The sequence below is a fragment of the Brevirhabdus sp. genome, assembly GCF_052826345.1.
The window spans coordinates 1-14991 of record NZ_JBRBUA010000046.1 but is presented as its reverse complement, the minus strand read 5'-3'; the positions used below and the strand labels follow the sequence as shown (position 1 = coordinate 14991).

13 protein-coding genes are annotated in these 14991 nt (G+C 66.8%); 8 read left to right on the top strand and 5 right to left on the bottom strand.

Annotated elements, in window-relative coordinates; genetic code table 11:
• Positions 1-738, bottom strand: a 738-nt coding sequence (locus ACU0BR_RS06060) for a radical SAM protein (RefSeq protein WP_446155951.1), incomplete at its 3' end; no start/stop codon positions are given.
• Between the two features lie 127 nt (positions 739-865).
• A complete protein-coding gene (locus ACU0BR_RS06055) occupies positions 866-1474 on the bottom strand; it encodes a GcrA family cell cycle regulator (protein ID WP_446155950.1) in 609 nt (202 codons plus the stop codon).
• 226 nt (positions 1475-1700) lie between these two features.
• On the opposite strand from ACU0BR_RS06055, the gene ACU0BR_RS06050 reads away from it, so the two are divergent.
• From ACU0BR_RS06050 to gndA, 4 genes are all read left to right on the top strand, one after another.
• Positions 1701-2504 carry an ABC transporter permease gene (locus ACU0BR_RS06050; RefSeq protein ID WP_446155949.1) on the top strand — a complete coding sequence of 268 codons (804 nt, stop codon included), beginning with the start codon at positions 1701-1703 and terminating at the stop codon, positions 2502-2504.
• Between the two features lie 252 nt (positions 2505-2756).
• The gene (locus ACU0BR_RS06045) at positions 2757-3959 is read left to right on the top strand and encodes an acetylornithine transaminase (protein ID WP_446155948.1); all 1203 of its coding nucleotides are present in this window, start codon (positions 2757-2759) and stop codon (positions 3957-3959) included.
• A 46-nt stretch (positions 3960-4005) separates the two neighbouring features.
• Positions 4006-4932, top strand: coding sequence for an ornithine carbamoyltransferase (gene argF, locus ACU0BR_RS06040; RefSeq protein WP_446155947.1), 927 nt, complete (start codon positions 4006-4008; stop codon positions 4930-4932).
• A gap of 107 nt (positions 4933-5039) precedes the next feature.
• Positions 5040-6440 carry an NADP-dependent phosphogluconate dehydrogenase gene (gndA, locus tag ACU0BR_RS06035; RefSeq protein ID WP_446155946.1) on the top strand — a complete coding sequence of 467 codons (1401 nt, stop codon included), beginning with the start codon at positions 5040-5042 and terminating at the stop codon, positions 6438-6440.
• 40 nt (positions 6441-6480) lie between these two features.
• Here gndA and hrpB read toward each other — a convergent pair whose 3' ends face one another.
• Both hrpB and ACU0BR_RS06025 read right to left on the bottom strand, forming a co-directional pair.
• On the bottom strand, positions 6481-8937 hold the full coding sequence (hrpB, locus tag ACU0BR_RS06030; RefSeq protein ID WP_446155945.1) for an ATP-dependent helicase HrpB: 2457 nt from the start codon (positions 8935-8937) through the stop codon (positions 6481-6483).
• Between the two features lie 99 nt (positions 8938-9036).
• The gene (locus ACU0BR_RS06025) at positions 9037-9786 is read right to left on the bottom strand and encodes a DUF3108 domain-containing protein (RefSeq protein ID WP_446155944.1); all 750 of its coding nucleotides are present in this window, start codon (positions 9784-9786) and stop codon (positions 9037-9039) included.
• A gap of 120 nt (positions 9787-9906) precedes the next feature.
• Between ACU0BR_RS06025 and meaB the strand changes: the two genes are divergently transcribed.
• From meaB to ACU0BR_RS06010, 3 genes are all read left to right on the top strand, one after another.
• A complete protein-coding gene (meaB, locus tag ACU0BR_RS06020; RefSeq protein WP_446155943.1) occupies positions 9907-10890 on the top strand; it encodes a methylmalonyl Co-A mutase-associated GTPase MeaB in 984 nt (327 codons plus the stop codon).
• Between the two features lie 137 nt (positions 10891-11027).
• Positions 11028-11315: a 50S ribosomal protein L28 gene (rpmB, locus tag ACU0BR_RS06015; RefSeq protein WP_446155942.1), complete on the top strand. Its 288-nt coding sequence runs from the start codon at positions 11028-11030 to the stop codon at positions 11313-11315.
• A 75-nt stretch (positions 11316-11390) separates the two neighbouring features.
• Positions 11391-11837, top strand: coding sequence for a copper chaperone PCu(A)C (locus ACU0BR_RS06010; RefSeq protein ID WP_446155941.1), 447 nt, complete (start codon positions 11391-11393; stop codon positions 11835-11837).
• 18 nt (positions 11838-11855) lie between these two features.
• Here ACU0BR_RS06010 and ACU0BR_RS06005 read toward each other — a convergent pair whose 3' ends face one another.
• A complete protein-coding gene (locus tag ACU0BR_RS06005) occupies positions 11856-12161 on the bottom strand; it encodes a hypothetical protein (protein WP_446155940.1) in 306 nt (101 codons plus the stop codon).
• Positions 12162-12382: 221 nt separating this feature from the next.
• On the opposite strand from ACU0BR_RS06005, the gene lepA reads away from it, so the two are divergent.
• Complete coding sequence (gene lepA / locus ACU0BR_RS06000) at positions 12383-14182, top strand: translation elongation factor 4 (RefSeq protein ID WP_446155939.1); 1800 nt, start codon at positions 12383-12385, stop codon at positions 14180-14182.
• Positions 14183-14991 lie beyond the last annotated feature (809 nt).

Sequence of the window (14991 nt, the reverse complement as noted above, 5' to 3'; positions counted from 1 at the left end):
CCAAGCCCCGAGCGAGCCCAGATCGCGGGCTAGGTCGGTGATATGGGCGCGATGGCCGCGATCCTCGGCATGTTTGATGTCAACGCCATAGGCCGAGGTGTCCTGACTGATCACCAGCAATTCGCGCACGCCGTTTTCGACCAGTTTCTCGGCTTCGCGCATCACCGCGAAGGCCGGGCGCGAGGCGAGGCGACCGCGCATGTCTGGGATGATGCAGAATTTGCACTTGTGATTGCAGCCCTCGGAAATCTTGAGATAGCTGTAGTGGCGCGGCGTCAGGCTGACGGTGCTGGCGGGCAGCAGATCGACGAAGGGATCGGGCGCGGGCGGTACCGCCTTGTGCACCGCGTCGAGCACCTGTTCGTATTGATGCGGGCCGGTCACGGCAAGGACCTGCGGGTGATGCCCGGTGATGTACTCGGGGTTGGCGCCCAGGCAGCCCGTGACGATGACGCGGCCGTTTTCGGTCAGCGCCTCGCCGATGGCGCCCAGCGATTCGGCCTTGGCGCTGTCGAGAAACCCGCAGGTGTTGACGATGACCGCATCCGCCCCGGCATAGTCGGGAGACATGCTGTATCCTTCGGCACGCAGGCGGGTCAGGATCCGCTCGCTATCGACCAGCGCCTTCGGGCAGCCCAGGCTGACCATGCCGATTCGCGGCTGGCCCTCTCTCTGGGGGTCGCGGAACCGCGGCTGCGGGGCGATATCGGGGCGAAGCTCGGGCGGGTTCTGGGACATGAGCGCCATATAGGCGCATTGGCCGCCCTGCAAAAGAGCGAAGACGGGCGCGCGGGTTACCGGGGGCGCGGCCCCGACAGGGGGACCGGCCGGCCCGAGGGCGCGGCCGGTCGCCGGAAGCCTGCGGTCAGCGGCGGCGGTCGCGCCGGCTGCTCATCGGCTGGAAGGCCACGCCGACATGGGCCTCGCAATAGGGTTTGCCTGCCTGCGACGGCAGACCGCAGAACCAGAAATCGCTGGTCGCGGGGTCGCCCACGGGCCATTTGCATGTGCGTTCGGTCAGATCCATCAGCCCGATCTTCTTGGAATTCTTTTCCACCTCGCGCACGGTGGCGAGCGCTTCGGGACTGATTTCATTGGCTGAAGGCTGCGGCGGCAGGGGCTGGCCCGCGGGCACGATGGGCTTGCGGAGCACCGGGCGCGGCGGTTCGGGCGCGGCATCTTCCGTCACGGGCTCGGCGGCCTTGGGTTTCGGTGCGGCCGGGGCGGGGGTGGCTTCGGTCTGCGTCGCGGCGGCCGCGGCGATCGTTGCGCCGGGGGGGACGGCGGCTTCGTCCTGCGGGGCGGGCTTGGACGCGCCGCCCGCGCCGGAGCGGTTCGACAGGCCCAGCCGGTGGACCTTGCCGATCACGGCGTTGCGGGTCACGCCGCCCAGTTCCTTGGCGATCTGCGACGCAGATTTGCCCTCGCTCCACATTGTCTTCAGCGTCTCGACACGCTCTTCCGTCCAGGACATTGCTTGGCTCCGCTTTTCGGGTCTGCTTGGAGGCCGGTCGACAGAGGCCTCGCTCAAAGGCCATGTTTGCTTGGCCGATCTTCTTCGGGTCGAAAGGAGATAACGCTTTCCGGCGCCGATTTCCAGCCCCGCAAACCTTGGAGTTCCCAGATTTGGCGCTATCCTACCGGCCAAATGGCAGGATACCCAGCGCCCGCACCGGACGCGGGGGCCAAAGGAGCAGACGATGACAACGACGACGACAATGGGGGTGCGCCGGTTCGGGCGGGTCAACTGGCTGGGAATGCGCACGCTGGCCGAGCGCGAAATGCGCCGGTTTCTGGGCGTCTGGGCGCAGACGCTGGCCGCGCCGCTGATCACGGCGGGGTTGTTCCTGGCGATCTTCAGCCTGGCGATCGGGCCTGCGCGGGGCGATGTCATGGGGGTGAGCTTCGTCACCTTCCTGGCGCCGGGTATCCTGATGATGACGGTGATCCAGAACGCATTCGCCAACACGTCCTCGTCGATCGTGATCGCCAAGGTGCAGGGCAATATCGTCGACACGCTGATGCCGCCCCTGTCGGCGGGGGAACTGGTGGCGGGTTATCTGGCAGGCGGCGTGGCGCGCGGGCTGTTCGTGGCACTGGCGATCTGGCTGCTGATGGAGGTGACGATCGGCATCGGGATGGCGCATCCGCTGTGGGCGCTGGTCTTCGTGGTTCTCGGCGGGCTGCTGCTGAGCGGGCTTGGCATCGTAGCGGCGATCTTTTCCAACAAGTTCGACCAGATGGCGGCGATCACCAATTTCATCATCACGCCGCTGAGCTTTCTGTCGGGCACCTTCTATTCCATCGAGGTGCTGCCGCCGGTGATGCAGACCATCACCCGGTTCAACCCGGTGTTCTATCTGATCGACGGGGTGCGCTACGGCGTGATCGGGCGATCGGACGGATCGCCCTGGCTGGGGCTGGTGATCTGTCTGGGCGTCACGTCGCTGGTGCTTGCGCTGTGCTGGCACTGGTTCCGCATCGGCTATCGCATGAAGGACTGATGCCTCCGGCGGGGATATTTTCGCGACAATGAGCGCAGGCGGCGCGTGAAAGGCATGGACAGCGGGCGGAGGGGCGCGTTATGTCAGCCGCATGATCGTGCGGCCCCATATCCCCGGCACCCGACGTCGACGCAGCCGCGTCTGACGCCCCGATCACATGCCCGCACGGCGGGCGCCCCCTGCCTTCGACATTGACACCTGTGTGACCTTGCGGCACCACAAGGTCTTGCGCTCCGCGAAAGGATTTTTGCGATGATTTCTTCGGTTCTTCCGACTTATTCCCGTGCCCCGCTGAGTTTTCTGCGCGGCGAAGGCAGCTGGCTGATCGAGGAGAGCGGCGCGCGATATCTGGACATGGGCGCGGGTATCGCGGTGAATTCGCTGGGGCACGCGAACCCGGATCTGGTGGCGGCGCTGAGCGAACAGGCGGGCGCGCTTTGGCATACGTCGAACCTGTACCGCATCCCGGCGCAGGAACGGCTGGCCAATATGCTGGTGGCGGGAACCTTTGCCGATACCGTCTTTTTCACCAATTCCGGCACCGAGGCCTGCGAACTGGCCGTGAAGATGGCGCGCAAGCATTTCCACGACGCGGGCCAGCCCGAGCGGGTGGAGATCATCGCCTTCGAGGGGTCGTTTCATGGCCGTTCCGCCGCGGGTATCGCGGCGGCCGGGTCGGAAAAGATGACAAAGGGGTTCGGCCCGCTGCTGCCGGGGTTCAGGCACCTGCCCTTCGGCGATCACGACGCACTGCATGCCGCCATCGACGACAAGACCGCCGCCATTCTGATCGAGCCGGTGCAGGGCGAGGGCGGTATTCGTCCGGTGCCGGATCAATGTCTGAAGGGGCTGCGCGATCTGTGCGACGAACATGGCATCCTGTTGATCCTGGACGAGGTGCAATGCGGCATGGGCCGGACCGGGCGGCTGTTCGCGCATGAATGGGCGGGCGTCGCGCCCGACATCATGATGGTCGCCAAGGGCATCGGCGGCGGCTTTCCCCTTGGTGCGGTTCTGGCGACGGAAGCGGCGGCGTCGGGCATGGGGCCGGGCACCCACGGATCGACCTATGGCGGCAACCCGCTGGCCTGTGCCGTCGGCTGCCGCGTCATGCAGATCGTCAGCGATCCGGATTTTCTGGCCGAGGTGCGCCGCAAGGCCGGGTTGTTGCGTCAGTCGATGGAGGGTCTGGTGGCCGGGCATCCTGACGTCTTCGAAACTGTGCGCGGATCGGGCCTGATGCTGGGGCTGAAGTGCCGGGTGCCCGCGGCCGATGTGGTGGCGGCCGGCTATGACGCGCATGTGCTGACGGTGCCGGGCGGCGACAATGTCCTGCGTCTGCTGCCGCCGCTGAACATCCCCGACGCCGATCTGGCAGAAGCGGCGGAGCGGCTGGACCGCGCCGCCAGTGCCGTCAGCGCCGACAACCCGGGGGCGGCCGCACAGGCGTCTTGATCCAATTTTCCCCAACGGCGGCCCATGTCGCGGAAGGCCAATTCCCATGCAGCATTTTCTGGATATCCACAAAACCGATCCCGACGCCCTGCGCGGCATGATCGGGCAGGCGCGCACGATGAAGGACGGCCGCGGCGACCGTCCGCGCGGCGCGCGCGATGACGATCAGCCGCTGGCCGGTCGCATGGTCGCGCTGATCTTCGAAAAGCCTTCGACCCGGACGCGGGTGTCTTTCGACGTGGGCGTGCGCCAGATGGGCGGCGAGACGATGGTGTTATCGGGCGCCGACATGCAGCTGGGCCACGGCGAGACCATCGCCGACACCGCGCGCGTCCTGTCGCGTTACGTCGACATGATCATGATCCGCACCTTCGACGAATCCACCCTGTTGGAAATGGCCGAACATGCGAGCGTGCCGGTCATCAACGGGCTGACCAACCGCACGCACCCCTGTCAGATCATGGCGGATGTGATGACCTATGAGGAACATCGCGGCCCGATCGCCGGGCGCAAGGTGGTCTGGACCGGCGACGGCAACAACGTCTGCGCGTCGATGTTGCAGGCCGCGGGGCAGTTCGGTTTCGATTTCACCTTCACCGGCCCCGACAAGCTGGCGCCGGAGGATGAATTCATCCGCTTTTCGCGTGAAAAGGGGGTGCGCGTGACGCTGGAGACGGATGCCTTCAGGGCTGTGGAGGGCGCCGACCTGGTGATGGCGGACACCTGGGTTTCGATGCACGACCCGCAATCGACCCGCGAACGCCGTCACAACCAGCTGCGCCCCTATCAGGTGAACCAGCGCCTGATGGAGGCCGCGAAGCCGGACGCGCTGTTCATGCATTGCCTGCCCGCCCACCGCGAGGAGGAAGTGACCGGAGAGGTCATGGACGGCCCGAATTCGGTCGTCTTCGACGAGGCCGAGAACAGGCTGCACGCGCAAAAGGCAGTGATGCGCTGGTGTCTGGGCGTCTGACCGCGCGAAAGGCAAGCCGCGTGGTCCGCCCCGTCGCGCGGCTGCGCGCTGGTTTCCATCCGGTCGCGCGCTAGCATTTGCAGGGACGCGCACAGGAAGGACACGGCATGGCACGGGCGAGCATCGGTTTGACGGGTTTGGGCACGATGGGCGGCAATCTTGCGCTCAACATCGCCGAGAAGGGTTTCGATCTGGCGGTTCATAATCGCACGCCCGAACGTGTCGCCGAATTCATCGCGGAGGCGGGGGATCTGGCGGATCGGCTGACCGGCTGCGAAACCCTCGAAGATCTGGTGGCCAGCCTGACGCCGCCGCGCGCGATCATCCTGATGGTGCCCGCGGGCAAGCCGGTTGATGCGCAGATCGCCGTGCTGCGGGAGGTGCTGTCGAAAGGCGATATCATCATCGACGCGGGCAACGCGGATTTCAACATGACCCGTCTGCGGCAGGCCGATCTTGCCGCCGAGGGCATCGAATTCCTGGGCGTGGGCGTGTCCGGCGGCTCTTACGGGGCGCGACACGGGCCGTCGGTCATGGTGGGCGGCACCGAGGCGGCCTTTGCCGCGGTGGAACCCGTGCTGACCGCGATTTCGGCCAAGTACAACGGCGTGCCCTGCCTGGCGCGCTTCGGCCCCGACGGGGCGGGGCATTTCGTCAAGACGGTGCACAACGGGATCGAATACGGCGACATGCAGCTGATCGCGGAGGTCTACGGCCGCCTGCGGGAGCGATGCGATACCGCCGAGATGGCCCAGCTGTTCGAGCGCTGGAACGAAGGGCCGCTGCACTCCTATCTGATCGAGATCGCGGGCAGGGTGCTGCGCGCGACGGACCCGCAGACCGGAGCGCCGGTCGTCCATGTGATTCAGGATCAGGCGGGGCAGAAGGGCACCGGCCGCTGGACGCTGATCGAGGCGCTGAAGCTCGGGCAGTCGGCCTCGGTGATCGAGGCGGCGGTGGCGGCGCGGTCGTGGTCGTCGATGAGCGATACCCGGCAGAAGGGGGCGGCGCGGTTCGCCGCCGCCGATGTGGCGGAGCAGCCGCTGGACCCCGGCGAGCTGGAAAAGGCGCTGCTGGCGGCCAAGATCATTGCCTATGCACAGGGTTTCACCCTGTTGCAGGCCGCATCTGAGGCGTTCGACTGGGACATTGACCGGGCGCGTGTGGCCGAGGTCTGGCGCGCGGGTTGCATCATCAGGTCGGCGATGCTGGACGATATGGCGGCGGCGATCCGCGCCGGGCTGCCGCAGGGCAACCTGATTCTGGCCGATCACTTCGCCTCTTTGCTGGAGGATGCGATCCCCGCGCTGCGCCGCACCGTCGCGGCGGAGGTGGGCGCGGGGCGGCCGGTGCCCGCGCTGGCCGCGGCGCTGGCCTATTTCGACACGATGCGGCAGGCGCGCGGTACGGCCAACATGATTCAGGCGCAACGCGATTTCTTTGGCGCGCACGGGTTTCGCCGTATTGATCGGGAGGGCGATTTTCACGGGCCCTGGCACGACGCCTGAGCGGCGGTCGCGGGGCAGGGGGCGGCGCCGGGCAGGGGGATCAGCGCCTGCGCGGTTTGGCGCGCAGCGTCGGCGGCGCGGCGGTGGGATCCTCGGGCCAGGGGTGGCGCGGGTAGCGCCCGCGCATGTCCTTGCGCACATCGTTGTAGGAGCTGGTCCAGAATCCCGGCAGATCCATCGTCGTCTGCAACGGCCGCCCCGCAGGCGACAGAAGCGTCACGCGCAGCGGGCGATTTCCGTCGCCCACGCTGGGATGGCGGGTCAGGCCGAACATTTCCTGAAGCCGCACCTCTATCTCGGGATCGTCGCCGGAATAGTCGATGGGCGCCTTGCGCCCCATGGGGGTGACGAAATGCGGCGGCATCACCCGGTCCAGCGTCTGAAGCTGTTGCCAATCCAGCGCCTGGCGCAGCGGCTCGAGCAGGTCGAGCGCCTTGAGCTGATCGGCGGTGGTGCGGCCGTGCAGATGCGCCAGCAGCCAATCTTCGGCCCGGGCCAGAAGGCTTGCATCGTCCATCTCCGGGAAAGCGAACCCGGCGGCGCGGGCCTGTTCCACGCGCGCCTGAAACCGTCGGGCGGCGGGCGAAAACCCCAGCGCCGCAAGTCCCAGATCGCGCACACCGTCGAGTGCGGCGCGCGCCAGGGCGTCCGGGTCCGCGCCCTTCCAGATCTGATCGTCCAGGATGACCGCGCCCAGCACGCGTTGCCTGCGGGCCACGACGCGCCGGGCGCGGCGCGACCATTCGCAGAGGGTGCGCCACTCGATCCGCGTGTCCGGCAAATCTTCGAGCGCGGCGCGCGACAGCGGCAGGGCCAGCCTGATGCGGGCTTCCCGGACATCGCCGTCCAGATCGACGGCCACGATCAGCGGGGCTGCCGCCAGCGGATCGTCGGCGCGCATCACCGCGCCCTTGCCGCCCGACAGGATATAGCGCGGATCGTCGCCCGGGCGGCGCTGAGCGATGCGGTCGGGATAGGCCAGCGCGGCGAGCTGGGGCAGGGACCACGCGCCGCCGCCATCGTAGCGGCGCAGGCGCGCGGCCTCGGCCCGGATGCGGCTGGTCGTCGTGCGGTTGAGCGGTTGCGGATGGCGGCGCGCGAATGCGCCCGGCTCGCGCAGCGCCTCCAGACGCAGTGACAGATCGCTGGGCGCGCCGCGCAGCGGGTCGCGATCGGCCAGCAGCGCGGCCAGCATCGGCGCGTCGGGGCCGCCGTGGCTCAGCATATGCGCCAGCCGGGGGTGCAGCGGCACCCGCGTCAGACGCCGACCGTGCGGGGTCAGCCCGCCCGCGCCGTCCAGCGCCCCCAGATCGCGCAGCAGATCGCGCGCCTGCGCCAGCGCGCCCTCGGGCGGGGGGCTCAGAAAGGCCAGCGTGTCGGGCGCGGCACCCCATTGCGCCAGCTCCAGCACCAAGCCGGTCAGATCCGCGGCCTCGATTTCGGCGGGGGGGAAGGCGCGCAGGGCGCCTTCCTCTCCCCTGGTCCAGAGCCTGTAACAGCTGCCTGGCGCCACGCGGCCCGCGCGGCCGCGCCTTTGCTCGGCCTCGGCGCGGGTGACACGTTCGGTCACCAGGCGGGACATGCCCGATCCGGGGTCGAACCGCGCCCGGCGCGCGCGCCCCGCATCGACGACGACGCGCACATCCTCGATGGTCAGGGAGGTTTCCGCGATGGCGGTGGCCAGCACGATCTTGCGTTCTCCCGGGGCGGCGGGGGCGATGGCGGCACGCTGCGCGGCGAAGTCCATCGCGCCGAACAGCGGGCGCAGCCGGCAATCGGCGGGCAGGTCCGACAGCAACGCGGCCACGCGGCGGATCTCCGCCTCTCCGGGCAGGAAGACGAGCACGCCGCCACGGGTCTGCGCGAGCGCGTGGCGCAGCAGATCGGCGGTGGCGCGGTCGAGCCGGGTTTTCGGGGGCAGGGGCCTGTCGAGCCAGCGCGTCTCGACCGCAAAACTGCGCCCCTGGGAGGTCACCACAGGGGCGCCGTCCAGCAGCGCGGCCACCGGCGTTGCATCCAGCGTCGCCGACATGACCAGCACGATCAGATCCTCGCGCAGCGCCTCGCGGACCTCCCAGGTCAGGGCAAGCCCCAGATCCGCCTGAAGCGAGCGTTCATGAAATTCGTCGAAGATGACGGCCCCCACACCGTCCAGCGTGGCGTCGGACTGGATCATCCGGGTCAGGATGCCTTCGGTGACGACCTCGATCCGGGTGTCGGGCGAGGTCTTCGCCTCGCCCCGCATCCGGTACCCTATGGTGCGCCCGACGGGTTCCCCCAGGGTTTGCGCCATTCGTTCGGCGGCGGCCCGGGCGGCAAGTCGGCGGGGTTCCAGCATCAGGATCCGCCCCTCGCAGAGGCCCGCGCGCAGCATCGCCAGCGGCACGCGGGTGGTCTTGCCCGCCCCCGGCGGCGCCTGAAGCACCGCGCGCCGCGTCTCGCGCAGCGCCTCGATCAGGCCGGGCAGGGCGGCGTCTATCGGCAGGGACCTATCCATGCCGCGCAGCTAGCACGCTCCGGCGCGTCGATGCCAGTGCCGCACGGATTCGGGTGCCGGTTCGGGAGCCGGTTGGGGGCCAGTTGGGGGTCGGCCGGTTTATCTGCGCGACAGCCTAGCGTTGCCATAGGTGGTCGCCAGGGCGATTTCGGTCACGCGGAACCGGTCCCCGGCGACCTTGGAATAGGTCAGGGTGAAGGGAAACCGCTGCTTTTCGGCCATTTCCTCGGCGCTGTAGCCCTTCAGCCGCCGATATTCGCCGTTGCAGCGAAAGCCGCCGTCGACGGGCTGCGGGTTGCTCAGACGGATCCGGGACGCGCGCTTGCCGTCGAACATCCGGGTCGAGAACTTGCAGACCTCCGATCGCGGCACATCGCGCAACGTGCCGTAGATCGCCGTCATCGGGTCGACCGTGCCGCCCATCGTCGCCGGATCGACATCATTGTCCGACGGCGGGCGCGGCGGCGAGTATTTCTTGACCTGCGGCACGCCGTTTTTGTAATTCATCACCGATTCATTGTTCCGCGCGCCCGATGTCTTTTCGGTGTAGCTGGACGGCACGAAGCGATCGCCCGACACCCGGCCCGTGACGGACGCGTCATAGCGCACCTTGAAGAGCGCGCCGATCAGCCCGGTGCTTTCCAGCCTGCCCGAGGCCGCGTAGCTCTTGCCGTCGTCCACCCCCTTGAAGCTGAGCCGCCCGGCGGGAATACCCCGGATCGACAGGCTGAAGATGCCGCTGTCAGTCTGCTGGGCGGCCTGCTGAGCGGCGGCGGCCTGCGGGATCAGCTGGGGTGCAAGCGCCGCGCAAAGCGCGAGAGAGGTCGTCAGCTTATGTATCGGTGTCATGCGGTTCACTCGTATTTTGCCTGTGGGTACTGGACATAGTGTCGAGCAAGCAGGCAAGACAGCGGGGCGACTGTCAATCGGGATCACATTCCCGGCAAGCGAAACAACGCCGGAACGGTAATGAATATTACAGAATTGGCCGAGGGCGTGATCGCCGGGGACCGCAGGATGCTGGCCCGCGCGATCACTCTGGTGGAAAGCCGCCGCAAGGATCACCGCCGCGACGCGGCCGAATTGCTCGGCCTGTTGGCCGCCAGCGGACGGCAGGCGCTGCGCATCGGCCTGTCGGGCACGCCCGGGGTGGGCAAATCGACCTTCATCGAAAGCTTCGGCATGATGCTCACCGGGCAGGGGCTGCGCGTGGCGGTGCTGGCGGTCGATCCGTCCTCGGCGCGGTCGGGCGGTTCCATTCTGGGCGACAAGACCCGGATGGACCGGCTGAGCCGCGCGCCCGGGGCCTTCATCCGCCCCTCGCCCAGCCAGTCGCAGCTGGGCGGCGTGGCGCGCCGAACCCGCGATGCGGTCACGGTCTGCGAAGCGGCCGGTTTCGACGTGGTGCTGATCGAGACGGTGGGCGTCGGCCAGTCGGAAACGATGGTGGCGCAGATGTCGGACATCTTCCTGCTGCTGCTGGCGCCCGCGGGCGGGGACGAATTGCAGGGGGTCAAGCGCGGCATCATGGAGATCGCCGACATGATCCTGATCAACAAGGCCGACGGCGAGCTGAAATCGGCCGCGCAGCGCACCTGCGCGGATTACGCGGGCGCGCTGCGGCTGCTGCGCAAGCGCCCTCAGGACCCCGAGGGATATCCCCGCGCCCTGACCGTATCCGCGATGGAAGAACGCGGCCTGAACGAGGTGTGGGACCAGATCGGCAGGCTTGTCGAATGGCGCCGCGCGAACGGCCATTGGGACCGGACGCGACGGCAGCAGGCGACGAGCTGGTTTCATGACGAGGTGCGCGTCGGCGTGCTGGCCCGCCTGGACGAAGACCCGCAGATCCAGGCGGCGATGACCGATCTGGCGGAGCAGGTGGGCCGCGGCACCCTTGCGGTTTCCGCCGCGGCCGAGCGGATTCTGGACCGTCTTCGCCGCGGCGGCTAAGCGGCCGATGAATCGCTTGACGCCCCCGGTCGGCGCGCCTATAGACGCCGGACAGAATTCCGGCGTCGCCACCGCGGCGCCACTTTACTTTTGACTGTCGCGTCGAAAGACAGCACACCGAAGACGAGGATCAGCCAATGTCGCGCCGTTGCGAACTGACCGGAAAAGGCCCGATGGTCGGCAATAATGTCAGCCATGCCAACAACAGGACCCGCCGCCGGTTTCTGCCCAATCTGAATGACACCACCCTGATGTCGGAGGCGCTTGGCCGGACGTTCAGCCTGCGTATCTCCGCATCCGCGCTGCGGTCGGTCGACCACCGCGGAGGTCTGGATGCCTTTCTTCGGAAGGCCAAGGATGCGGACCTTTCGGATCGCGCCCTGAAAATCAAGAAAGAGCTGGCGAAGGCACAGGCAACCGCCTGAGCCCTCCCCGCCGCGTCAACAGGCCCCGCCACCCGGTGCGGGGCTTTTCGCGTTTGTACCAACCCGGAGCATGAGATGAAATTCGCGTCTTTCCTGCTCGGCCTGCTGCTGGTCGCGATGCCCGCCGCGGCGCAGCCCGTCGCGCTGTCCGATACGCTTGTGGTAGATGGGGCCTATGTCTGGTCGGCTTATGACAAGGCCAAGACGGCGGCGGTCTATTTCACGCTGACCAACAAGGGCACGGCGCCCGACCGCCTGGTGTCGGTGCGCACCGAGGCCGCGAAATCGACGCAGCTGCATCGAAGCGTGCAGGGCGATGACGGCGTGATGAAGATGCGCCCGATGGCCGAAGGCCTGGCACTGCCCCCGGGCGAAAGCGCCGCGCTGACGCGGGGCGGATCGCATCTGATGCTGATGGGTGTGGACCGTGCCCTGCCGGAAGGTGCCGAAATACGCCTGGAGCTGACGTTCGAGGCCGCCGGAACCGTTGTCCTGTCGGTTCCGGTCGACCGTAGCCGCTAGCGCGGGACTGCCCGCGCCTCAGCCGCGGCAGTAGGCTTCGGCCGTCGCGCCGAAGTTCTTGTAGGTTTTCCAGAACCGCTTGTCGCCGAGATCGCTGGACTGCCGGGTTTCCTGCGCCTTGTGCGGCTCACGAAAGAACTTTGCCGCGCGGCGCTGGTCGCGCCAGGACAGGGTGATATCCGCGACATCCTGGATGCAGCCGCAAAGCGCGCGCGAGGCCGCCTTGCGCCCGCCCGCCAGACAAGCGCGTTCGATCGTGCCGGCCTGCGCCTGGAACGCCGCGCCATTGATCAGCAGCGTCGCGATGAGAATCGTCTTTTTCATATGTCTGCCCTCGATAACGGTGCCCGTCATTGCTTTTGGACGGTGCACGCAGTTTGCCACGCGACGACCATGCATGATTTTCGCGAAATTTCAATCGGGGGCGTGGCGCGGGGCGGATTTCGTTGCTCGAAAGCGATGCCCCTGCGCTCGTTGCGCGCGCGGGGCCGCCGTCTTTTACAAGGCCCATTGACCAGGCACCGAAACCTCCGCATATCGCTTGCATGACCGATATTTCGCGCATCAGAAACTTTTCCATCGTGGCCCACATCGACCACGGCAAATCCACATTGGCCGACAGGCTGATTCAGGAAACCGGCACCGTCCAGCTGAGGGACATGAAGGCCCAGTTGCTGGATGCGATGGATATCGAGCGCGAGCGGGGCATCACCATCAAGGCCAACACCGTGCGCATCGAATATCGCGCGCAGGATGGGCTGGACTATGTGCTGAACCTGATCGACACCCCCGGCCATGTCGATTTCGCCTATGAGGTGTCGCGATCCATGCGCGCGGTCGAGGGATCGCTGCTGGTCGTCGACAGCACCCAAGGGGTCGAGGCGCAGACACTGGCCAATGTCTATCAGGCCATCGACGCGGATCATGAAATCGTGCCCGTGCTGAACAAGATCGATCTGCCCGCCTCCGATCTCGACCGGGTGGCCGAACAGATCGAGGATGTGATCGGCATCGATGCCTCGGGCGCGATCGCGGTTTCCGCCAAGACCGGGCAGGGCATCCGCGAAACGCTGGAAGCCATCGTGACCCGCCTGCCCGCCCCCACGGGGGATCGCGCCGCGCCGCTCAAGGCGATGCTGGTCGACAGCTGGTATGACGCCTATCTGGGTGTCATCGTTCTGGTACGCATCAAGGACGGCGTGCTGCGCAAGGGCGACCGGGTGCGGATGATGTCCAACGGATCGGTGCACCACGTCGACCGGATCGGCGTGTTCCGCCCGCCGATGCAGGTGGTGGAGGAGCTCGGCCCCGGAGAGATCGGTTTCCTGACCGCATCGATCAAACAGGTGCGCGACACCCGTGTGGGCGACACGATCACCCATGAAAAGCACGGCACCAACAAGCCGTTGCCGGGGTTCAAGCCAAGCCAGCCGGTGGTGTTCTGCGGCCTTTTTCCGGTCGACAATGCCGAATTCGAGGATCTGCGCGACAGTATCGAAAAGCTGGCGCTGAACGACGCCTCCTTCAGCTACGAAATGGAAACTTCCGCCGCGCTGGGATTCGGATTCCGCTGTGGCTTCCTCGGGCTGCTGCATCTGGAGGTGATCCGGGACCGGATCGAGCGGGAATACGGTATCGATCTGATCACGACCGCGCCTTCGGTGATCTACAACATCCACATGAAGGACGGAGAGGTGAAACAGCTTCACAATCCCGCCGACATGCCCGACCTGACCTATGTGGACCACATCGAGGAACCCCGCATCAAGGCGACGATCCTTGTCCCGGACGAATATCTGGGCGACGTGCTGAAGCTGTGCCAGGACCGGCGCGGCATCCAGATGGATCTGACCTATGCCGGTTCGCGCGCGATGGTTGTCTATGACCTCCCCCTCAACGAAGTGGTGTTCGATTTCTATGATAGGCTGAAGAGTGTTACCAAAGGGTATGCGAGCTTCGACTATCAGCTGACCGGCTACCGCGAGGATTTCCTGGTCAAGATGCAGGTGCTGGTGAACGAGGAGCCGGTGGATGCGCTATCGACCATGGTGCACCGCGACCGCGCCGAGGCGCGGGGCAGGGCGATGGTCGAAAAGCTCAAGGAGCTGATTCCGCGCCACATGTTCAAGATTCCGATTCAGGCCGCGATCGGCGGGCGCGTCATCGCGCGTGAGACGCTCTCGGCCATGCGTAAGGATGTCACCGCCAAATGCTACGGCGGCGATGTCTCGCGCAAGAAGAAGCTTCTGGACAAGCAGAAGGCGGGCAAGAAGAAGATGCGCCAGTTCGGCAAGGTCGATATCCCGCAGGAAGCCTTCATCAACGCCCTGAAGATGGACGAATAAGTCCATCCCGCCTTGGCCCGGCCCCGGCGCGCATCCGCATAGTCGGGCCGACGGGGAGGGCAGGCCGTTGGCGCGCGGCCCTCTGGATGGCGATGCCGATCCTGGACATCGGCTGCCCGAATCCTTCCGCCGTTTCGCAGGCGCTCAGCGTCGACAGCGTCGCAGCTGCTTCGATCATCATTACCGAGCTCTCGTCCGCGGATGGCGCGCGACGGCCTACGCCGGTTCCGCGTGGGTGCATCGACTCCATCTTGATGGAATAGACGAAGGGGCGCGTGAACAGACGCGCCCCTTCGCTGCACCTTTCAACTCGTACTCCAGGGTGTTCGGGCCCTGTCTTGCCCGGCGGATACCTCCCGCCGGGTGCGGCTGCTGGCGGGTGCCGTTGCAGCCGTCTCGATAGGCGAACCGCTCGACAGGGCATCGGGTTCCGCTCTCAGGCGAAAAAATTCGCCCTCGCCAGGATGGCGTGTCCCCCGAAAGGCGGCGTCCGCGCGATGGCCGTGAATCGCAAGGGATAGGGGTGGAAAAGGGGTCACCCACTACCCCTTCCATTTGTGCCTCCGGACACTGCGCGCCGCGCGGGAGCCCAAGGAAACAGGGGCATGACGGCCGGATGAAGTTTTTTAAAAAACCTGCATTTTTGCTCTTGCGACTCGTGGGGCTAATCCGTAGATACCCCTTCACCGGCGGCGCTGATGAGGCGCGGTTGGGGCGGCGACCGGGCCTTGAGGGGTTGGTTGCCGGGGAACTTCGGAGGCAAGGATGGGCGGGCGCGCCGTGAGTTTAGGGCGCACTCGGTTGGTTTT